Here is a 20,679-nt window from a genome sequence, read left to right as displayed (position 1 = left end):
GCTATTGCTCACCGTGCTTTACATAGCGAAGGCCTTTAGCTGCCAGGCGTTCGCGCATATTATAAATATCCAGACCAAGCTCACCTTGTTCAAGACGTTTGCGTTTGGACTCTTCGTTTTCTACGCGCAGCTTAACCTTTTCAAACGTGTCATCTGCTTCTTCTTGTTTAACCACCACCACGCCATCATCATCAGCAACAACAATATCCCCAGGGTTTATCAAAGCACCCGCACAAACAACAGGTACATTGACACTAGCAATCGTCTCTTTTACGGTGCCTTGCGCAAACACGGCTTTAGACCACACGGGGAATTTCATGTCAGTTAAGGTAGCGATATCGCGAACACCTGCATCAATAATCAGCCCTCTTACCCCTCTTGCTTTTAACGATGTAGCCAACAGGTCACCAAAAAAGCCATCTGAACAAGGGCTGGTTGGCGTAACAACCAATACATCTCCCGGCTGACACTGCTCAACCGCGACATGAATCATCCAGTTGTCTCCTGGCGCTACTTGGCATGTAACCGCAGGGCCGGCTATTTGAGCAGGTCGATAAATAGGGCGCATATCTTGCGCTAAAAGCCCCTTTCTACCCTGCGCTTCATGAACGGTAGCAACCTCTGACCCCTGATATTTTTCAATGGTTGACAGAGAAGGTCGTGGGCAGTCTGTTACGCAAATAGCCATTAGGGTATTCCTTTAATATTGAAGTCTCTCGATTATGGATAACTCGGCGCTGAAAAGAACGTTAGATTGCTGCCCTTTGCTATTAATTTTTTCTATAATGACTTAAAAACATTAGGGGCATACGTTGATTTTTAATACGCGTCACTTGCTTAGTGCTATGAAAGTTAGAGAGTTCGGTACGCTAACCGAAACGTCTCAGCATATTCATTTATCACAATCGGCCTTAACGCAAGGCATCAACAAGCTGGAGTCTCAGCTTGGCCACACAATTTTCGAACGCACCCAGTCAGGTATGTTTACAACAGATGTAGGCGATGTTTTTTTGAAGCGGGTAACAAGAGCGTTCGACTATTTACTGTCTTTTGCCAATAACGTGTTTGAAAAAAGTGCGAAGAGAAAAGAAGGGTTTTTACGGCTTATAACAACCCGTCAACTTATTGCATTAATTACGGTTGTAGATACCGGAAATTACACCAACGCAGCGACAAAGCTGGGTTTAACGCAGCCAACGCTGGGTAAAACGATCAAAGACCTAGAATTTACGCTTGAACAAAAGTTATTTCGTCGAATTCCCACTGGTGTTGAACCAACGTGGAGAGCAAAGCAGCTTGCTCGTCTTGCTCATTTATTTGTAGCTGAAATTGAACAAGGGCTGCAGGAAGTCAACGAGTTCGTTGGGCAGCGCGCTGGCAAAATACGTATAGGCAGTTTGCCGCTGGCAAGGGCAAACATAGTACCTATGGCGGTGTTACGGTTATTAGAGGAATATCCCCAAGCAGAAGTGAGTATTGTTGACGGCCCATATGAGGAACAACTTGTTGGCTTGCTGCAAGGGCAAGTTGATATCATTGTAGGGGCATTGCGTGCCTCCAACCTTGATAACACAATCACGCAGCACAAATTGTTCGACGATAAACTGCACGTTGTAGCGCGCAAGCACCATCCTTCTTTAGCGACCATAGAAGAGGGGACTTACGCTTCCAACATAAGTAAATGGCAGTGGGTTATTCCCAAAGCCGGTACGCCAACGCGAAAGGTTTTTAATCGCATGTTTGAGCTTGAAGCTATGCCGGTACCCAAAGATATTATCGAATGCAGTACTATGATGGCGATCCGCGGGATCTTGTTAAAAAGCGACAGAGTAACCTTGTTATCTGCAAGGCAAGTTCAAGACGAGGTCGATGCTGGTTTACTTTATGTAAGCCCCAACCCGTTGCCAGATAGCTGTCGAGAAATAGGCTACACACTAAGACGCGATTGGCAGCCAACAGCACTTCAAAGACGCTTCCTTGAAGTGCTAGATGAGTATAAACGTGATTGAACGTCTGCGACTAATTACTTAAGTTTTCATAGGGCATGCCTACATACTGGTTGGCAATAACCTTTTTCCCTTCCTCGGTAGACGTGTAGTAATCCAGCTCAGAGTTCATGAATCGCTGAAATGTCTCTGGGCCCATATCGTTGACATGCTCATTATCGAAATTATGCAGCATGTTCGAGAGCCACCACGAAAATCGTTCGCCGTGCCATACCCTTCGTAATGCAATTTTTGAATAGTCTTCAATGTGTGAGTTGTCGCCTTCAAGATAAACGCGACAAAGTATTTTGTACAAAGTTGCCACATCGGATGCTGCTAAGTTTAAGCCTTTTGCACCTGTTGGGGGAACAATATGTGCAGCGTCTCCAACAAGAAAAAGTGCACCGTATTGCATAGGTTCGCAAACAAATGAACGCAAAGGAGCAATACTTTTTTCAATGCTTGGCCCAGTTATGAGTTTTTGGGCAACATCTGCAGGTAAGCGCTTTTTAAGCTCATCCCAGAACCTTTCGTCTGTCCAATTTTCTACCGCGTCAGTGGCAGGCACCTGAAGGTAATAGCGCGAACGCGTAGAAGAACGTCTGCTTGCTAAAGCGAAGCCCCGTTGGCTTTTGCAATAAATAAGTTCTTCACTAACAGGGGGCGTATCGCTCAGCACTCCTAGCCAGCCAAATGGGTAAACTCGCTCGTGCTCTGTTCTTTCCGACTCAGGAATAGTTTTACGAGAAACACCGTGAAAACCATCACATCCAGCGATATAGTCGCAATTTAGCTTGTAAACATCGTCCCCTTTTTTGAAAACCACATTGGGCGATGCGGTATCAATGTCGTTCAAAGTCACATCTTCAACTTCGTAGAAGCTGGTTAACTTTGCCGCCTCGCGTGCTTCCATAAGATCTTTAGTGATCTCGGTTTGGCCGTAACACATCACAGCTTTGCCGTCTGCCAACGCTTTTAAATCGATATGAACCGTTTTATCGTCAATGGCAATTTCGAAACCATCATGCACTTCACCTTCTTTGTCCATGCGAGCACCAACGCCGGCCTCTCGCACAAGATCGGTAAACCCCTGTTCCAAAATGCCCGCTCTAATACGACCTAAAATATAATCCTTGTTTGCTCTATCTATAACAATGTTATTTATGCCTTGCTTAGCTAAGAGTTGACCAAGCAATAAACCAGAAGGGCCAGAGCCAACAATAGCTACTTGTGTGGTTAATGTTTTCATCTTCACTACCTTTGCGAATATTGTGCAAATAGTGTGAAGTTAAATGCGGTAACAAATTATTAACTTTTCACTCATTTTATTGTACTTTTCAATCAAGTTAATAATTATGTTTAATATGGCTTTTAGAATGACATCGCAAATTCATCAATATCCAAACTACGACCTATACGGAGAAAGTGGGCTTATAGAAAGGCCGGGAGCGGTGCATTTGGAAGATATCTCCACGCGAAGTGAAAGTCTGGACTGGGTAATAAAACCACACAGACATGCACATTTATTTCAAGTGTTGTACATTTTAGATGGGCAGGCAAACGTTACGTTAAACAAAAAAACATTCAGCATAAGGGGGAAATGCGCAGTAACTATTCCTATGGGGGTAGTACATGGCTTTACGTTTCAGCCAAACATTAAAGGTTTTGTACTATCTGTTACAAGCGCTATCCTGGGCGAAGAAATGCAAAATGCGCAAGACACCGCCATAAACAACCTTTTCCATTCTGCTCATGTGTTTCAAGAAGACAGTCCGCAGTTTAATAGGTTAACGCGATACTTCATTGATATTCGCGACGAGCTAAAGCGTGCCCTACAAAATCAAGACCAATCATTGCTGTTGTTAACAAAGCTTGTGTTGTTAACCCTTCAACGACTAGCAGCAGAGCAGCAGCTTGAATACAGTGCTGGGCCACACGAAGCGCGCATATTGACCAAATTTAAAAGGCTAATAGAAGAGCACTACCTAGAGCACTGGCCCTTATCCAAATATGCCAGCGAACTATTTGTTTCTATGTCTAGCTTAAATCGCCTATGTAATAAAAATTTAGGAGAGTCACCCAAAAACATTATTCAAAGGCGATTAATTGACGAAGCGAAACGGAAATTGGTTTACACCCAACAACCAATACAAGACCTATGCTACAGCCTTGGCTTTAAGGATTACCCCTACTTCTCAAGGTTCTTCAAAAAACACATAGGCATGACGGCGGGTTGTTATCGACAATCTTTTCAAAATGCTCCTCGGCAGAAAGGCAAACCTGAGTAGGTAATGACTAACGCTCTTTTCTTGATCGCAACGCATTGCAAAGTCGTTATACTGTTCTTACTACTTAATTTTTAAGCGTATCCACGTGTCACTAACGTCGCCTCCATCTTTGCGTAGCCCCAGTTTTGCTCAGTCACTGCTTTGTTTTAGCGTTATTGTTGCGCTAATCGCAGGTGGATTGTTCGGCTTGGGTATTAGCCTGCATGCGCTCATATTTGTATGTTTGCTGTGGGCTGGGGCGAATGCTTTTAGTTTGGGGTACACGTACCTGCAAATTCGCGAATTAATGACCAGTGCATTAACCCGGGCCATGCCGGCCATTTATATCTTCATACTTATCGGAATGGTTATCGCCAGCTTTATGCAAAGCGGCACTATTTCAACGCTCATTTATTACGGGTTAAGTTGGCTGAACCCAAGCATATTTCTAGCGGTGGGGTTAATTTTGTGTGCGGTAATGTCGGTAGCTACAGGCACATCGTGGGGTACGGTGGGGACTATGGGCGTGGTGCTAATGGGCATTGGCGCGGCCATGAACATACCATCTCCCATTGTGGCGGCAATGGTGGTGTGTGGCGCAACCTTTGGGGATAAAATGTCGCCGGTCTCTGATACCACTAACCTTGCGGCTATGAGTGCGGGCACGAACCTCTATCGGCATATGTATTCCATGCTTTATACAACGGTGCCTAGCTTCCTTCTTACTTTCGTTATTTTCTTGGTAATAGGTTTTAGTTACGCAAACCAGAATTTAAATGTTGAACAGGTCGTTGAAATTAAAGCAGCGCTTGCCACGCATTATAACCTTGCGCCCTATATAACACTGTTACCTCTTGTATTGCTTACGGTACTAAGCATCAAAAAAGTCCCTGCTGAAGTCACCATGTCATTCAGCATTCTGCTTGCCGTTATCATTGCTATCTTCTACCAAAACGCTAACACCATAAGCGTACTCAATGCGCTTTGGGAGAATACCCCACAAAATACGGGTATCGCGAATCTAGATGCTCTACTAGGGCGGGGCGGCATCAGCAGTATGAGCTGGACCTTACTGCTGGCCTTAATGGCAATCGCACTAGGCGGTATATTACACGGCGCGGGTTTTTTAGCGGCGCTGTTGGCGGGCATCATTAAACGGGTGAAGCGCACAGCAAGCTTAATTGCGGTAACCATAGGCTCTGGTTTTTTGGGCAATGTGGCTATGGGCGAAGCCTACATCTCAATCATATTAAATTGCCAGTTATTCAAAGCAAAATATGAACAACAAAACCTCGACCCTGCTGTACTGTCTCGGTCGGTAGAAGAGGGCGCTACTATGACCACAGGCCTTATTCCTTGGACAACCGCAGGCGCGTTCTACTCTGCCACCCTTGGGGTTGAGGTTTTCGACTATGCACCCTATGCCTTTTTCAACTATTTGAATGGTGTGGTTGCCGTTATCATGGCTGCATGGGGGGTAGGTTTATTAAAAGCGAAAACCGCAAATCGTTAAGTGAGCTATTTTCACTTTTTGTAAGTGGCTGCCACGGCTTATCCTCTAGAGGGGATAATTACGACTTTATCCCCTCTAGAGGATAAAGCCGCAAGGATAGTGGTGTTATGTTTTAAGCCGATTTAGGCTTCAGCCAATGCTGCGCCAACATGCCAATAATCATCGCGCCAACAAACATCAGTACATCAGTTTGAAGCGAGGCAATAGCAACTACGGCAGGGCCTGGGCAAAAACCGCTAATGCCCCAGCCAATACCAAAAGCGGCAGAGCCCAATATCAATTTAGCATCAATAGTTTTGCTAGTTGGTATATCGAACTTGTTCGCAAACATCGGCTTGTTGCGCTTGCGCACCCAATACATGCCTGGCGCAGCCACTAAAATAGCACCGCCCATTACGAACGCTAACGTGGCATCCCAGTTGGCGCTTAAATCTAAAAAGTTAAGTACACGGGCAGGGTTACTCATACCTGAAATTAGCAGGCCTAAGCCAAACAACAGCCCACAAAGTAGCGAGGCGATAATTGCTCTCATAATATTCTCTCCTCGGTTATTTACAGGTGTCTGATAATTGTTGTGGTAAGTACAGCCGCACCCATAAACGTGAGCGTGGCAACAATAGAGCGGGGTGATAACCTTGAAAGGCCAGCCACACCATGGCCCGATGTACACCCAGAGCCAAGGCGTGTACCAAAGCCTACGAGTAAGCCAGCCACAACTAACCATGCCGAGCTCATTTGCGTTTGCACCTGTAAATCGCCAACAAACACCATGTAAAACACGGCAGATAAAACAACCCCTATTAAAAACGCCATGCGCCAGTAGCGTTCAATGCCGCGCTGTGTCATCGCGCCTGCAGCAATACCTGAAATACCTGCAATACGGCCTAGGGTAAGCAGTAATAAAACCACCGATGAACCAATAAGCAGCCCGCCTACCAAACCAGCAAGCGGCTCAAAGGGCGTTGATGTCCAGTTTTCCAATTTTCTCTCCTAAACTTACTTGTGTAATGCCTTATTCAAAAAGCATTTTCATATAAAACATATTATAAACAGCAGCCTAAATAAGAGCTGCTATTCAACTTCTATAAAATCGATGGCAAGGTGCATGGCTAGTGCGCCCTCTCTGTCTTTTACCAAATCATGCAGCGTAAATTGGTCAAGCTCGCTGATGAATTTATCAGCCGCGTCTTGAAGAATTGACTTCAAGCGACACGCGGGCGAGATCACGCATTTATTCGTTGGTGATGCAAAGCATTCTGCCAATGCCACGTCTTCTACGGTAAGGCGAAAAACATCGCCTAAATTAATTTCTTCTGCTTCCTTGGCCAGCGTAATACCACCACCGCGACCTTTTGTGCCAGTGACATACCCCTGCTCAATAAGCAGCGTAATGACTTTTTTTAAGTGATTGAAAGACACGAAGTACGCATCTGCAATATCGCTTGTCTTGACAAGATGGTTTTTTCGTAGCGCGAGATAGATCAAAACGCGAAAGGCTAAATTGGTAAAGGTATTGATTTTCATGGAATTTATCATAAACGCTAAGTTCAACTTTCTTGATATTACAGCAGCACGAAAATTAAATATATATTTGAGATGTACATTATTATATATTTTGTTCTATGATATAACAAAATGAAATAAGGTGTCGATATGATTATTCTTGGTTACATCGCTGCTGTTCTAATGGGAATGGTGTTAGGCGTAATAGGCGGAGGGGGCTCTATCCTTACCGTGCCTATCCTTGTTTACCTTATGGGCGTTACGCCAGATATCGCCACCGGCTACTCATTGCTTATTGTGGGTGCCACAGCCGCATTTGGCGCAGTAAGGTATTTCAAAGAAGGCTTAGTTGACGTCAAAGCGTCTATTTTATTTGCTGTGCCTTCCATCATTGCTGTTTATCTAACACGGGCCTTTCTCATGCCCGCCATTCCCGAAACTATTTCTTTTCAATCGCTAACCATAGATAAAAATCTGGGCATCATGGTGCTGTTCGCTATGCTGATGTTGGCCTCGGCAGCCATGATGTTAAAAAAGGCTTACAGCAAATCAGCGCCAGCAGCACAGGTTATTGAGAATAAACAACCCAACGTTGGGCTGATAATTATTGAAGGTGCCGTAGTTGGTGTTGTTACCGGCATACTCGGCGCGGGCGGGGGCTTCCTTATCATTCCTGCCTTGGTACTTATTTTAGGCATGCCCATGAAGAACGCGGTGGGCGCGTCGCTATTCATTATCGCCTTAAAGTCGTTGCTTGGCTTTATTGGCGACCTACAAACCGGAATTCAATTGGAGATGCCTTTGCTGCCGCTTATGCTGGTAGCCACGTTTATTGGGATGGCTGTCTCCACGAAGGTAGCGGGAAAACTAGACGGTGCAGCTTTGCAGAAGTTCTTTGCATTCTTCACTCTAGTTATTGCCGTTTTCATCATGACCAAAGAACTTCTTTAGGAGAACACCCATGAACGTTGAAACCTTTTACGATAACAAAACGGCCACGTTTACCTACGTGCTATTCGACCCCGCTTCCAAAGAGTGTGGCGTGATAGATTCGGTTGCCGATTACGATATCTTTTCGGGGCGCGCATCAATGGAAAGCGCCGACAAAGTTATCGATTTCATCAACCAAAACCAGCTTAAGAACAAGTGGATTTTAGAAACCCATGTGCACGCCGACCACATTACCGCGGCGCACTATTTAAAGTCTAAAATTGGCGGCAAAATTGGTATTGGCTCAGGTATTAAAACAGTGTTAGATACCTGGTTAGACGTATTTGAGACGGCCAACGATACGCCGAGCGATGGCAGTCAATTCGATGTGCTGTTCGAAGAAGGCGACACCTTCAGTATTGGTGAATATGAAGTAAAAGTATGGCACACGCCGGGGCACACTCCAGCCTGCGCCAGCTTCTTGGTAGACGGCAAAATATTTGTAGGCGACACCATGTTTGCCCCTAATCTAGGAACGGCGCGCTGCGACTTCCCGGGAGGCAGTGCCGAGCAACTTTACAATACCATTCAGCGCTTCTTCACCCTGCCTGACGATACTACTGTTTATCTTGGTCACGACTACCCTAAAGACGGTGCAGCTCCGCTATCAACAGTATCTATCAAAGAAGCCAAAGAAACGAACAAGCAAATTCGCCCAGACGTAACCCTTCAGGAATATGTGGAAAAACGCGAGGCAAGAGACGCAACCCTTGCGGTACCCAAATTACTGTTACCCGCCATTCAAGCAAACCTTCGAAATGGCCAGTTTGGCGATAAATCTGAAGGTGGTAAGCAGTTCATCAAAATTCCTGTAAATGCCATTTGAAGGGGTGAGTTATGCAATATGACAACGTAACGCAACAGCTATCTGTCTGCCCTCAAATTTCAGTGGATGATCTGGAGGCAATAAAAGCAGCAGGGTTTAACTCTATTATTTGTAACCGCCCTGATGGTGAAGGGGCTGACCAGCCTACCTTTGCGGAAATAGAAGCAAAAGCATCGTCGCTAGGTTTAACCTGCGTATATCAGCCGGTAGTTAGCGGAAAAGTAACCCAGCAAGACGCAATAACGTTTGAAGCGAACTTACAAAAGCTAGAAGGCCCCGTATTTGCCTACTGCCGCACAGGCACACGCTCTATTACGCTATGGGCCATGACCGCAACCAAAACGCTTTCTTATGAAGACATACTCTGTTTGTCACAAAAAGCTGGCTACGACTTAAGCGGGGTAGTGCGACGCCTAAAAAACGGCGGTGAAACACCCAGCGACCATGCCGATCACTCTCATGCGATAGTGATTGTAGGGGCGGGCGCGGGCGGTGTTGCTGTTGCCTCTAGTTTGAAGTCGCGATGCCCAGATTTAGATATCGCCATAGTAGAGCCCAATGAAGTGCACTACTACCAGCCAGGCTGGACGCTAGTAGGCGGGGGCGTGTTTAACGCTAACGACACCGTGCGCACTGTGGCCTCTGTCATACCTGACAATGTTAAATGGATAAAAGCCGGCGTAGCGGCCTTTGCGCCAAAAGAAAACATGATTGTGGTAGACGGCTGCCGCACCATTAAATATGAACACTTGGTGGTTTGCCCCGGCATTAAGCTAGATTGGAACAAAGTGGAAGGCTTAAGCGAAACCCTGGGGGAAAATGGTGTAACGTCAAACTACCGTTTTGACTTAGCGCCCTACACATGGGAATTGGTAAAAAACCTTAAAAAAGGGAAGGCAGTATTTACACAGCCACCGATGCCTATTAAGTGTGCAGGCGCGCCGCAAAAAGCCATGTATATGTCTTGCGACCACTGGTTTAAAGAAGGCGTGCTAAACGATATTAACGTTGAGTTCTACAACACGGGCGCCGTACTCTTTGGGGTAAAAGAATACGTGCCGGCACTTATGGAATACATTAAGAAGTACCACGCAAACCTTAACTTTGAACACCAGCTGGTAAAGGTGGACGGCAAAGCAAAAGTGGCTTCATTTAAGAAGGTGGCAGACCCAGACGCCCCGCTTGTTGAAACTGAGTTCGACATGCTGCATGCGGTTCCGCCCCAGTCCCCGCCAGATTTTATCAAAGTTAGCCCGCTTGTTGATGGCAATGGTTGGATTGATGTCGACCAATCAACGCTGCAGCACAAGTCGTTTGAAAATATCTTTGCCCTTGGCGACGCCATAAATGCGCCTAATGCTAAAACAGCGGCGGCGGCGCGTATGCAAGCGCCAGTGGTTGCCAACAACTTACTTTACGAGCGTGGTGTGAAAACAGATAAAGCCATCTACAACGGTTATGGCAGCTGCCCACTTACTGTAGAGCGAGGCAAAGTGATATTGGCCGAATTTGGCTACGGTGGGAAAATTCTTAACAGCATGCCAGCGTGGGTATTGGATGGCACGAAACCGTCGCGCCTAGCATGGTATTTAAAAGAAAAGTTGCTTCCTCCCATTTATTGGGAAGGCATGCTAAAAGGCAGAGAGTGGCTGGCAAAGCCCGAAACTCAGCACGTGAATAAATAACGTATGGTCTACATGAAAACGCTTTAGCCCAACTGATTTGGGCTAAAGCACTTACGTGCAAACTCTTCGTTAACAATCCTTTTTTAAAACTCTTTGTGAACAACGCGCAAGCGCGCTAAAAAATCATTGCCCACCTCATTTCACACTATTCTGTTAAACTATTTTAAAAGAATGCCCGTTTAAAGCGGTACAGCATAATGGCGTCTATAAAAATAAAACAAAGGATCGTGTATGAGTAGTAATACCCGAGATGCAGCCTCATCAAAGGCTGGCACTGAACAGGAAACCGCGTTTAGCGTAATTGATAAGCCTACGTTTTTTGGCTCTCTTATTCTTCTTCTTTCTGTCACCATTCCTCTTATCATTTGGCCCGACCAAGGCGCACAGTGGGTAGCCACGGCCAAAGAGTTTGTTACCAGTAAGCTTGGCGTTTTATACCTCTTACTCGGTGTAGGCGCAGGTGGCTTCATGGTGTACATCATGTTCAGCGATATCGGCCAAATAAAACTGGGCGAGCCTGAAGAAAAGCCTGAGTTCTCGCCCGTATCCTGGGCCGCCATGCTGTTTTGCGCCGGCATTGGGGCGTCTATCTTATACTGGTCAATGATTGAGTGGGTGTACTACTACCAAGCGCCGCCGTTTCATATAGAAGGCGAGACTCCAGAAGCCGCAAAATGGGCCGCGGCCTACGGTATATTCCACTGGGGGCCGTTAGCCTGGGCTATCTACCTTATTCCTGCGGTACCTATTGCTTACTTTTACTACGTGCGTAACCACAGCGTACTTAAAATATCCGAAGCCCTAATGCCGGTAATTGGCGAGAAAATGGCGCACGGCTGGCTAGGTAAAATTATCGATATCAGTTTTATTTTCGGCATGTTAGGCGGCGGGGCAACAACGCTTGGCTTGGCGGCACCTATGATAAACGAAGGGGTACACGAACTGTTCGGTGTACCTAAATCGCTGACTACGCAGGTGCTGGTGCTAATAACCTGTACCGCCATATTCGGCTACAGCGCGTATGTTGGCCTTAAAAAAGGCATTAAGCTGCTGTCAGACATTAACTTTTGGCTGGCAGTTGGCTTACTGCTATTTATCTTCATTGTTGGGCCCACGCTATTTATGGCCAATACCGGCTTAGACGCCCTTGGCCGAGTAATGAGTAACATCATTAAAATGGCCACATGGCTAGAGCCCTTCGCCGAATTCAACGGCTTTGAAGACACCCATTTCCCTCAAGATTGGACCATTTTCTACTGGGCTTGGTGGCTGGTGTTCGCGCCAAGTGTAGGCTTATTTATTGCCCGTATTTCAAGGGGCCGTACCATTCGTACTATGGTGGCGGGCTCTATGTTCTTCGGTACCATGGGTTGCTTCTTATTCTTCATGGTAATGGGGAACTACGGCCTATATTTACAGCTATCGGGTGAACTAGACGTAGTTACCATACTGAACCAAGAAAGCCCAACAGCGGCTATTTTTGCCATGCTGCATACGCTGCCGCTCGACTACTTAGTTATTTCTGTATTCACGCTACTGGCGCTTATATTTACCGCCACCACGTTCGATTCCATTTCATACATTTTGGCGGCTGTAGTACAAAAAGAAGTAGACGAAGAACCACTACGTTGGAACCGTTTATTTTGGGCCTTTGCGCTATCTTTCATGCCCATAGTGCTTATGTTTGTGGGCGGGTTAGAAACGCTGCAAACCGCATCGATAATAGGGGGCGTGCCGCTATTAGCCGTAGCCTTTATGTTGTGTATTGCTATTGTGCGGGCCGCAAACTATGACATGCGTTACCAGCCCGACTATTCGGTAAAAGAAATCAACATAGGCGAGTTCCCAGACGACGACCCATGGAGCGAAGAGGGCAGTTGGGACATTGACGAAGAAAGTGAGGAAGCCGAAGAAGACGTGCCTATTGCCGCAAAACCCAAACCACGCGGGCCAAAAGACCAGATTGAAGGCGACCCGCACAGCAAACCATCGAGGCTGTAGGTTTACTGATTAACTTACAAATAGTGACTAAGCTATAAAGCAAAGCGCTGCCAAAAGGTGGCGCTCTTATTTATTCCAATCTCTAGCTCGTACCCTACCGGTTTGGTAATAAGTAGAAACGAGCCGTATGTAATCCTTGAAGTCAGAGTTTTCGACTAATATTCGGTTTACTGACTGCCAGTCAACGTCAGCTCTAGCCTTTGCAGGAAGCATCATTTCACTCTCACTTGGGTTCTCGTTATTTAAGAGAATAACGCTAATTCCATGCAAGGCAGAAAGCATTCTTAACTCTTGTTCAGCACTTCAGTCTGAAATAGACGTTGCAACTAGATAACCCTCATTAGCCCAACTTGAGTTACTCACTGCTTGGAAGAAACTTTTCCTAACATTGGAGTTGGTTAACTCTTTTTTTACTTCGAAAGACCACAAACGAACACTTTGCCCTGCCCCTTGCTTCACACGACTTCGAATAAGTTCGTTCCATTCTTTATCAACGGGCTGCATAGCTACGATATCTGGGTGCAACCAATGATTGCCGCCATTTCCACGTGAGTTTTTTGAACGCTTTTCATCGATTTTTTGGCAGTACAAATTTAATTCTGTCTTCAAGTAGTCAATTAGTATCGGATAGAGATCGCGTTCAGCAAACGTTATTGCTTCAGGTATTGTTGCAACCTCGTCGCTATCCTCATCAATTTCGTCTGTTTCAGTCTTTATCTGACCAACCGTTTTTTCAGGATTATACCAATAGACCCTTGGACGTGGCTTGTCCTGTCAGAATACGTGCGCATCGCTTTTCACTATCTGATCTTTTTGTGAACCAATCTCTGCAACAACTTGAGACATAAAGGCTCTATCATCAACAAACCTAGGATTCTGCCTTTTGTCGCTATAATCTTCTGGGTACGAGTCGACTATTTGCTTAGCTATTTGTCTAGCATTGAACTTTTGAAACAGCTTTGCCTTCAAAAATTCCACTATTTTTTGAGGTTGTGACAGTCGCGACACCTAAAATTTCATTAAATCATCACCTAAGCTTGATTTACCGAAGAGAAGTAATAACTTATTGCGAAAAGTACGTAAACAAAAGTTATGAAACTAGTATGCCTTACATTAATAATCTAACTTTTATCTGCTTTGCCAGTGTCTCATTAAAAGGGAAGTGGACACAACGACCTCAATGTGTTCGAGTATGTGATGGCTTGTCTTGATGAACTGAGCAAGCCTAACGTCGGTGTTGAGCAACTGCTACCATGGTTGTTTGCTAAGCGCTAGGTGGGATTACCGGACGCTTACCTTAAGTTTATTCTTGTAAGAGTTTAATAGCTGTTTGAATTGTGACCTTAACATCATCAATGGGAATGCAGAAGGTCTTACTTTCTCCGTCGCTTAACGCGAGAAGGTTAGACAAAAGAACTTCAACTTGTGTTTCTTTCAAGTTTTCTTGATGAATTAACCATTTTAATTCGGTCAGCGATGCATTTGGCCTTATTGTTATCATTCATTGTCCCTCATCGTTTTTTGACAGGTTACAGAGAAATTTAATAAAAAAAAGCTAAACTATAGTCCAGTTATTGCATTTATAACGTACAAATTAATTAATTCATTAGTTCAGTGTTCTTTGTCAAAGCTTTAGGAGCGCACACTTATGTGAAACTCATAGAAGAGTTCTTTGTAAGAGGAAAAACTTTAAGTTACTTTATAAGCATTCGAATATATGTACGTATCCATAAAGTTGATAACTAAGACTGTAATTCTAGTAATGGAAAGTAATTAGAAAAGAGTTCCGATTTTATATTCTCTGAAGCCAATGGGGTGCAGTAAAGCGCCCCAACTACAGAATCATTACACTTATAAAGTTCATTTCTACTCCCTGGAAAAAGTACAACTGATCCTAAGGTGTATTTTATGGCATGTGTATAGGTGTGCATTTTATCAATGTCCTCCTTCTTAGCTACACCATTATACGTTTTATACTTGGCGTCCAAGTGAAAGTATTGTGGCTTAGTTCCTGGTTGCCAGAATGCTATAGTGTAGTCAGGATCATACCTTTGAGAAAAAGATCCAATTCCTTTAGAAAAACTCTTTTTAAAATATAGAGTTAGGTTTTTTTCCTTATATTTTCCTAAAGATATTGGCTTTGACTTATCTATTATCCATCCAAAATTGTCTTTTGTAATTAACGACCTTATGGATTCCTTGCTGACTTCAAAGTCTTCTAGCAATTTAATTAAACAGTAGTACTCATATAAGTGTTCGAATGAGTCCATATCTAAATATACAGAGTCATTTGAAGAAAATGCTTCAAAAGATCGCCGCATTCGCAGGTATAAATTTAACAAACCTTTGAGGTGAAAATTGTTATGAATTTTTAAGGAAGTGAAGTCAAAGTTATGAGATGGTTTTACATTTTTTAAAACTGGATTTTTAATAAACGAATTTAACTTTAATTTTATATTACGCACTTCATTGATATTTTCATAAACTCCAGTTCTTTCTAGCTCTAATTTATTGATATCATTAGTTATACCTTCAGTATGTTTGGCTTTTAAGTTGTTTATTTTTTCGTCAATCACTTCTATGATTTTTGTCAGTCGTCCAATACGTCTTCGCAGTAAATTTATACAAAAAAACAAAAAGAACTTAACAAATTTCATTTCGACAATATTATGTGTTTGTAAGCGACAAGGTGAAGTAAAAACTTTTGGTAAATTTTTATCATTAAATTTAATTAATGAAGAATTTGTATTTGTTAAATACTGAAAGTCAAGTTCATCTATAACAGCGCCCTTAGTTAGATCTTTGTTACGAGGAAGGTCAACAAAACCAACATTTGGGTCATTAAAAATTACTCTAAGCGATTTTTTGGTGTTACCTTTTTTCCATGATTCCAAAAACAATGAAAGCGCGATATCTTCAAAATATTGCCCTTGTGACAAAGCTAAGCTATCCGAAATTCCATTTTCTGATATTAGTAAGTATTTCTCAATTTCATAAATTTTCAACTTGATTTTATCAAAAAAATCATCTCCTAGTTTTGAGCGAATTCGAAACTTGATATTTTCTATTTCGATATGGCCAACTTTGTTAGTAAACGATATTAGTGCTGCTTGATTGGTGACATACTGAACGCCTTTTTTTCGTTCGTTGGTATTAAACTCGCCTTCTGTACAAATAGCCCTATAAACAAAGTTTTCTTCAATAATAAATTCATCATCAAAGCACTCTACTTTTGCGTTGGTTTTTAATTCAAAAAGGTCAATTTTCATAGTCAAACATTTGCAAAGTTTACAAAACCGTTTTGGTCATAATACTGGTACATTCTCTGTAATTTTTTTAAAGTCGTTGGAAACTTATGTTGGCTCATATCTTCCTGTAAAATATCAGTTACTGCATGTACTTCGCCATATGTCAACTGATCTATTGTGTGTTGTATACTTTTCTCTATTCTTTGGTCTGCTCCCATCAGTTTAGGCACTAACTTTTGACAAAACTGAAAATCGAGTGCTTGTATCGCAAATTCACTTCTTTTGGAGAAATTTAACGGCTCGACATAGTTGTTTATATAATGAGCCATTTCAAAGATAGAACGGTGTCCCATATTAGTTCTGTACTGAATCAGCTTATCATTTACAGAGTAAATTAAATCAACTAAATCAGGTGCATAACTATTTAAATGCCTGATACTGTGGAGTGTCGGAATCGATTTTATTGTAGAAAAACTTGTATCAATATTAGAAATTTTTAAATGGCCAGATTGGGCTAACTGTTTTTGCAATATATCTTTTGAGACATTATTCATTTCTATAGTATTTGCTCTGTCTAGCACCTTGCTGCTAAGAGGATGTGTTGATTCGTCCATGTTAATAGTGCCAATAATATATAGATTCAAAGGAATTTCTTTAGATTCAGTACCATTTTTGTTTTTGTAGATTTCTAATTTTTGTTGACGTATTTTAATCTGCTGGTTTAGTAATTTTTCGACGATATCAGATGAAAGTTCGCTGATTGAGTATTTCTGCGTGGTCCTAAACTTATAAACTCCAGAAGAAACTTCCTCGAAAAATTTTCCCGCTAACCTTGTATTATTGCGTTTATCGTTTTTTTGATTGAACTCTGTTCGAAATTGCGGGGTCCAACTGGTATCTTTTCCTGTATAATTGTTATCCTTCCATTCCAGAACAATAGGATGATCCCTCAACCTTTTAAGGGGAAAAGGAGCGTTTAGCTCTAGCTCTTGTTTTTCCACAGAATCTAAGAATGCAAAAATAGCGGCTTGGCTTAATGTAGTATAATGCTGGCTTGAAATTTTTGTTTTCCAGCCATCTAACTTATGATTAATACCGCCTTCTTCCCTTCTGCTTTCTAAACATGACAAAAAGTCCGAGAAGTAATGCTCTACTACCGACAAGTTCATTTCGTCCAATATCAGAAAATAAGGCTTGTCCTGATTGAGCTCAGCTATTTTTAGAAATGAATAAAAAGCAGACTCGATGAAACAGTCATTTAAATAATCATAGAATCCCATCAAATCTGATGGCGAAGTCCAGTTTGGTCGAACGGGCACGAAACAAGTTTGGTTTTTTACATCAAGACCCTGCTCACTGCATATATAATCTGCATATAGTTCAGCTATCTTGGATTTACCAGTTCCTGAGGGACCATAGAGGATAGTAAATGGCTTAGTTTGGAGACAGCAGTGAAAGTTATATAATGTCTCGTCATCAAAATAAAAGCTCTTCGCTAAACAATATTCTTGAATGTCCATACTAAATTCTTTTTTGCCTTCATAAGTTACGTACATTATCAAGTAATAACAGACATTTAGCTAGTATTTGTTAGGCTTCCAAGTGTACAATATAATGAGCGCTTAAAAGATAGGGTAATACTCATGAAAAATCGAAAAGCCTTGATTAAAACCAGCGAAGTAGCAGAAATATTGGGCCTTTCTCCAGCCACTATTAAGAGATGGGAATCAGATCAAAAAATAACCTCTCTCAGAAATGAGCGAAATCATCGAATGTATTGCAAAGAAGAAATCATGGGATTAAAAAGTACACTTGAAAAAGAGCTAGGCCAAAGTCGATATACTATTCCTATTACAAAAGCGATAGAGCCTAAAGCGCACCCTGCGCATTACCTAATGCATAAATATTGGGGAAGAAAACCTCATAATGTTGTAGCAGAGTACATTGCTGCTCATACGAAGAAAGGCGATAGAGTCTTGGATCCATTCATGGGGAGTGGAGTTACCGTTATTGAATCAGCAAAGCTTGAGCGAGAAGTAATTGGGGTTGATCTAAATCCTATGAGTAAATTTATAGTCGATAACACTATAAATAAAGTAAATATTGCAGAGTTCAAAGTTATCTTTGAAACTATTTATTCAAAAGTATATTCACAATATAAAGATTTATATTACTCGCAATGCCCCCATTGTGACGCAACTGTTGAGTTTTCTTCGCTTGTTTGGCAAGGCAGCGCGATTGCTTCAATTAGATTAAATTGTCCAACTTGCAAAAAGGTAATTAAAGATCCGACGAATGCGGATCATAGCTTGTACCGAAAAATAGAAGACAGTTTTGCGCATTTAGTGGACGAAAAATCTTTTCCGGCGGATAGAGTTTTACAATATGTAAAGCGTAGCGGGAATGAAAGAATCGACGAACTGTTCACCAAGCGCGCGCTGGTTGTACTCTCATCCTTTCTCTATCAGATTAATCAAGTAATAGATTCTTCGATTAAGAATTTATTGCTGTTTGTGTTTTCGTCCGCGCTCCCCAATTGTTCCAGAATGTTACCGGGTGATGTTAAAACAGCTTCATATAAGTCTGGTTGGGTAATTAGTAAATTTTGGGTACCTAAAATACATACTGAGAGAAATGTGTTTGAGTGCATCAATTTGAGATACAAAGCGATTTTGAAAGGAAAAAGTGAGACCACTCAGATAGACTCCCGATTCGTAACGACTTTAAATCAAGATTCTAAGTGTTTATCACAAATTGACGATGAATCTATTGATTATATTTGGACTGATCCCCCTTATGGAGAAAGTATAGCTTACTTAGGGCTTAGCCATTTATGGAATTCATGGTTAGGATTTGATCCCGATTACCACAATGAAATAATTATTGATTCGTTCAGAGAAAAAAGAATTGAAAGTTTTGAAAACGGTATGGATGGTGTTTTTAGAGAGCTAAACCGAGTGCTGAAGAAAGGAAAGTACCTATCGTTTTCTTTTCATAATAGAGACCTTAAAGTTTGGAAGGCTGTCATAGAACCGTTATTAAAAAACGGCTTCCAACTTGTGAATGTGGTTATGCAGCCGCAGGCTGTTTCGTCTGGTACACAAGGTATAAATAAAAACAATACTTTAAAAGGTGATTTTATTTACAACTTTATGAAAGTTTCAAAGCCATTTGAAAAGCAGTTTAAACATCACAGCGGCGCGTATAACTTGATTAAAAATTTAGCTTTTGAATTTTTAAAGGAAAAAGGGAAAAGCAGTGCAGCAGAGCTTTATGAATATTTAATACCGCAAATTATTTCAAACCATGCATTCATTGACAAAGATAATAAAATAATAGATTTGGAGGTTCTACTGAATAAAGAGTTTACTTACTATTCAGACGGAAGTGATTATTATTGGAAGAATAAAATGACTTTGTGTAATAAAGCTTTAGGAGTACTAGATTTATTTTCTGGAGCAGGTGGCTTTTCAGTAGGTTTTCAAAAAGCTGGATTTACCGTCGCATCAGCTGTTGAGTTTGACGAAGATATAGCAAAAACTTACATACAGAACCATTCTAATGTTGCCATGCACAATGTTGATATTCGTGAACTTGACACGCGAACAGTATTAAAGGACTTTGAAGCTAAAAATGTTTCGTGTGACGTTATTATCGGAGGCCCTCCTTGCCAAGGCTTTTCGATGTCTGGAAACAGAATAAGGAAAAGCTTTGGAGGAAAGTTTGATGAGCGAAATGAGCTCTTCATGGAGTTTTTTAGATTTGTTAGAGATATTAAGCCTTCGTATTTTATAATTGAAAATGTAGAAGGTATCTTAAATTACGACAATGGGCGCGTTAAAGACGAGATATACCGACTTTTTAATAATATTGGATACAAACTTGATTCTAAGGTGTTGATTGCGGCTGACTATGGCGTACCTCAATTAAGGAAACGAGCATTTTTCTTTGGTACTTGTAAGTCAATTAACCCGTCAAATCTTATTCCAGAGCCTTCGCATAGTCCTAATAACTATGTATCGGTTTGGGACGCAATAAGCGATCTTCCTCAGATTAAAAGTGCAGAAGGAGCAGATTTAATCGTTAAAGAATACCACCCAAATTATTCAGAGTTTCAAAGAATCTTAGGGGCGCATCGCCAAAACGTAATCTATAACCATAAAGCTTCACTCCATAGTCAGGAAACAATTGATAAGCTAAAGATGATTAACAGTGGGAAAAAACAAACTGACTTGCCAGATCATATGCGAACAAAGTCAGTTCACAGTGGTTCTTGGGGCAGAATGGAAAAGGAAAAGCCAGCTTACACACTTACTACAAGAATCAATACCCCTTCCGTAGGAAGAATAGTGCACCCTGAGGCAGATAGAACAATCACACCGAGGGAGGCTGCAAGGATTCAATCTTTCCCCGACGATTTTGTTTTCCATGGGGGTATTACAACAATTGGCAAACAGATTGGTAATGCCGTATCACCATTATTGGCCGAAAAAATTGCATTAAAAATACTCGCTGCTGAAAAGGTCGAGTGCCAGATAGCAAAGAAGGATAGTACAGATTATAAAGTCACTAATTGCTAGTAATTCTAATACTAAGTAGAAAGTCACTGTTGACTTATTCTCTTTCGGTTAATTGCCAATATTTTAGGCAATTAACCGGCT

Annotated in this window: 19 protein-coding genes; 8 read left to right on the top strand and 11 right to left on the bottom strand. The window is 42.1% G+C overall.

The annotated features are described in order from the left end of the window. Window position 1: 1 nt before the first annotated feature. Window positions 2–688, bottom strand: a complete 687-nt coding sequence (locus ACYX4M_RS06595; RefSeq protein ID WP_474803073.1) for a 4-carboxy-4-hydroxy-2-oxoadipate aldolase/oxaloacetate decarboxylase — start codon at window positions 686–688, stop codon at window positions 2–4. A gap of 124 nt (window positions 689–812) precedes the next feature. On the opposite strand from ACYX4M_RS06595, the gene ACYX4M_RS06590 reads away from it, so the two are divergent. Beyond that, complete coding sequence (locus ACYX4M_RS06590) at window positions 813–2,009, top strand: LysR family transcriptional regulator (protein ID WP_476082380.1); 1,197 nt, start codon at window positions 813–815, stop codon at window positions 2,007–2,009. Between the two features lie 10 nt (window positions 2,010–2,019). Here the strand turns inward: ACYX4M_RS06590 and pobA are convergent, their stop codons facing one another. Beyond that, window positions 2,020–3,234 carry a 4-hydroxybenzoate 3-monooxygenase gene (gene pobA, locus ACYX4M_RS06585; RefSeq protein WP_476082379.1) on the bottom strand — a complete coding sequence of 405 codons (1,215 nt, stop codon included), beginning with the start codon at window positions 3,232–3,234 and terminating at the stop codon, window positions 2,020–2,022. A 127-nt stretch (window positions 3,235–3,361) separates the two neighbouring features. Here pobA and ACYX4M_RS06580 point away from each other — a divergent pair, with 127 nt between their 5' ends. Both ACYX4M_RS06580 and nhaC read left to right on the top strand, forming a co-directional pair. Then, the gene (locus ACYX4M_RS06580) at window positions 3,362–4,273 is read left to right on the top strand and encodes a helix-turn-helix domain-containing protein (protein ID WP_476082378.1); all 912 of its coding nucleotides are present in this window, start codon (window positions 3,362–3,364) and stop codon (window positions 4,271–4,273) included. Window positions 4,274–4,358: 85 nt separating this feature from the next. Further along, entirely contained in the window at window positions 4,359–5,765 is a 1,407-nt protein-coding gene (gene nhaC, locus ACYX4M_RS06575) for a Na+/H+ antiporter NhaC (protein WP_476082377.1), read from the top strand. 112 nt (window positions 5,766–5,877) lie between these two features. Here nhaC and ACYX4M_RS06570 read toward each other — a convergent pair whose 3' ends face one another. The 3 genes from ACYX4M_RS06570 to ACYX4M_RS06560 all read right to left on the bottom strand — a co-directional run bounded on the left by ACYX4M_RS06570 (window position 5,878) and on the right by ACYX4M_RS06560 (window position 7,289). Continuing rightward, window positions 5,878–6,297 carry a DUF6691 family protein gene (locus ACYX4M_RS06570; protein WP_476055328.1) on the bottom strand — a complete coding sequence of 140 codons (420 nt, stop codon included), beginning with the start codon at window positions 6,295–6,297 and terminating at the stop codon, window positions 5,878–5,880. 20 nt (window positions 6,298–6,317) lie between these two features. Beyond that, window positions 6,318–6,746, bottom strand: a complete 429-nt coding sequence (locus ACYX4M_RS06565) for a YeeE/YedE family protein (RefSeq protein WP_476082376.1) — start codon at window positions 6,744–6,746, stop codon at window positions 6,318–6,320. 90 nt (window positions 6,747–6,836) lie between these two features. Further along, a complete protein-coding gene (locus tag ACYX4M_RS06560; RefSeq protein ID WP_474805553.1) occupies window positions 6,837–7,289 on the bottom strand; it encodes an RrF2 family transcriptional regulator in 453 nt (150 codons plus the stop codon). Between the two features lie 129 nt (window positions 7,290–7,418). Here ACYX4M_RS06560 and ACYX4M_RS06555 point away from each other — a divergent pair, with 129 nt between their 5' ends. From ACYX4M_RS06555 to ACYX4M_RS06540, 4 genes are all read left to right on the top strand, one after another. After that, the gene (locus tag ACYX4M_RS06555; RefSeq protein ID WP_476082375.1) at window positions 7,419–8,219 is read left to right on the top strand and encodes a sulfite exporter TauE/SafE family protein; all 801 of its coding nucleotides are present in this window, start codon (window positions 7,419–7,421) and stop codon (window positions 8,217–8,219) included. 10 nt (window positions 8,220–8,229) lie between these two features. Further along, on the top strand, window positions 8,230–9,084 hold the full coding sequence (locus tag ACYX4M_RS06550; protein WP_476082374.1) for an MBL fold metallo-hydrolase: 855 nt from the start codon (window positions 8,230–8,232) through the stop codon (window positions 9,082–9,084). A gap of 11 nt (window positions 9,085–9,095) precedes the next feature. Then, the gene (locus ACYX4M_RS06545) at window positions 9,096–10,769 is read left to right on the top strand and encodes a bifunctional protein tyrosine phosphatase family protein/NAD(P)/FAD-dependent oxidoreductase (protein WP_476082373.1); all 1,674 of its coding nucleotides are present in this window, start codon (window positions 9,096–9,098) and stop codon (window positions 10,767–10,769) included. 231 nt (window positions 10,770–11,000) lie between these two features. Beyond that, window positions 11,001–12,770, top strand: coding sequence for a BCCT family transporter (locus tag ACYX4M_RS06540; RefSeq protein ID WP_476082372.1), 1,770 nt, complete (start codon window positions 11,001–11,003; stop codon window positions 12,768–12,770). A 66-nt stretch (window positions 12,771–12,836) separates the two neighbouring features. On the opposite strand, the gene ACYX4M_RS06535 is transcribed toward ACYX4M_RS06540, so the two are convergent. The 6 genes from ACYX4M_RS06535 to ACYX4M_RS06510 all read right to left on the bottom strand — a co-directional run bounded on the left by ACYX4M_RS06535 (window position 12,837) and on the right by ACYX4M_RS06510 (window position 17,538). Next, window positions 12,837–13,052 carry a hypothetical protein gene (locus tag ACYX4M_RS06535; RefSeq protein ID WP_476082371.1) on the bottom strand — a complete coding sequence of 72 codons (216 nt, stop codon included), beginning with the start codon at window positions 13,050–13,052 and terminating at the stop codon, window positions 12,837–12,839. Between the two features lie 21 nt (window positions 13,053–13,073). Continuing rightward, complete coding sequence (locus tag ACYX4M_RS06530) at window positions 13,074–13,361, bottom strand: hypothetical protein (protein ID WP_476082370.1); 288 nt, start codon at window positions 13,359–13,361, stop codon at window positions 13,074–13,076. A gap of 183 nt (window positions 13,362–13,544) precedes the next feature. Beyond that, on the bottom strand, window positions 13,545–13,778 hold the full coding sequence (locus ACYX4M_RS06525) for a hypothetical protein (protein ID WP_476082369.1): 234 nt from the start codon (window positions 13,776–13,778) through the stop codon (window positions 13,545–13,547). Window positions 13,779–14,073: 295 nt separating this feature from the next. Then, window positions 14,074–14,271: a hypothetical protein gene (locus tag ACYX4M_RS06520; RefSeq protein WP_476082368.1), complete on the bottom strand. Its 198-nt coding sequence runs from the start codon at window positions 14,269–14,271 to the stop codon at window positions 14,074–14,076. A 241-nt stretch (window positions 14,272–14,512) separates the two neighbouring features. Beyond that, the gene (locus ACYX4M_RS06515; RefSeq protein ID WP_476082367.1) at window positions 14,513–16,039 is read right to left on the bottom strand and encodes a nuclease domain-containing protein; all 1,527 of its coding nucleotides are present in this window, start codon (window positions 16,037–16,039) and stop codon (window positions 14,513–14,515) included. A gap of 2 nt (window positions 16,040–16,041) precedes the next feature. Beyond that, on the bottom strand, window positions 16,042–17,538 hold the full coding sequence (locus ACYX4M_RS06510; protein WP_476082366.1) for an McrB family protein: 1,497 nt from the start codon (window positions 17,536–17,538) through the stop codon (window positions 16,042–16,044). Window positions 17,539–17,661: 123 nt separating this feature from the next. Between ACYX4M_RS06510 and dcm the strand changes: the two genes are divergently transcribed. Then, window positions 17,662–20,598, top strand: coding sequence for a DNA (cytosine-5-)-methyltransferase (gene dcm / locus ACYX4M_RS06505; RefSeq protein WP_476082365.1), 2,937 nt, complete (start codon window positions 17,662–17,664; stop codon window positions 20,596–20,598). Window positions 20,599–20,679: the final 81 nt, after the last annotated feature.

It is taken from the genome of Alteromonas sp. ABV4_150 (genome assembly GCF_056311745.1).
This window is presented reverse-complemented; position numbering and strand designations above follow the sequence as displayed.

Coding starts and splice junctions, on each gene's coding strand:
- ACYX4M_RS06510 (WP_476082366.1), bottom strand. CDS start 17,538: ATGGACATTCAAGAATATTGTTTAGCGAAGAGCTTTTATTTTGATGAC.
- ACYX4M_RS06550 (WP_476082374.1), top strand. CDS start 8,230: ATGAACGTTGAAACCTTTTACGATAACAAAACGGCCACGTTTACCTAC.
- dcm (WP_476082365.1), top strand. CDS start 17,662: ATGAAAAATCGAAAAGCCTTGATTAAAACCAGCGAAGTAGCAGAAATA.
- ACYX4M_RS06540 (WP_476082372.1), top strand. CDS start 11,001: ATGAGTAGTAATACCCGAGATGCAGCCTCATCAAAGGCTGGCACTGAA.
- ACYX4M_RS06545 (WP_476082373.1), top strand. CDS start 9,096: ATGCAATATGACAACGTAACGCAACAGCTATCTGTCTGCCCTCAAATT.
- ACYX4M_RS06515 (WP_476082367.1), bottom strand. CDS start 16,039: ATGAAAATTGACCTTTTTGAATTAAAAACCAACGCAAAAGTAGAGTGC.
- ACYX4M_RS06555 (WP_476082375.1), top strand. CDS start 7,419: ATGATTATTCTTGGTTACATCGCTGCTGTTCTAATGGGAATGGTGTTA.
- pobA (WP_476082379.1), bottom strand. CDS start 3,234: ATGAAAACATTAACCACACAAGTAGCTATTGTTGGCTCTGGCCCTTCT.
- ACYX4M_RS06560 (WP_474805553.1), bottom strand. CDS start 7,289: ATGAAAATCAATACCTTTACCAATTTAGCCTTTCGCGTTTTGATCTAT.
- ACYX4M_RS06570 (WP_476055328.1), bottom strand. CDS start 6,297: ATGAGAGCAATTATCGCCTCGCTACTTTGTGGGCTGTTGTTTGGCTTA.
- ACYX4M_RS06580 (WP_476082378.1), top strand. CDS start 3,362: ATGACATCGCAAATTCATCAATATCCAAACTACGACCTATACGGAGAA.
- ACYX4M_RS06520 (WP_476082368.1), bottom strand. CDS start 14,271: ATGATAACAATAAGGCCAAATGCATCGCTGACCGAATTAAAATGGTTA.
- ACYX4M_RS06595 (WP_474803073.1), bottom strand. CDS start 688: ATGGCTATTTGCGTAACAGACTGCCCACGACCTTCTCTGTCAACCATT.
- ACYX4M_RS06535 (WP_476082371.1), bottom strand. CDS start 13,052: ATGCTTTCTGCCTTGCATGGAATTAGCGTTATTCTCTTAAATAACGAG.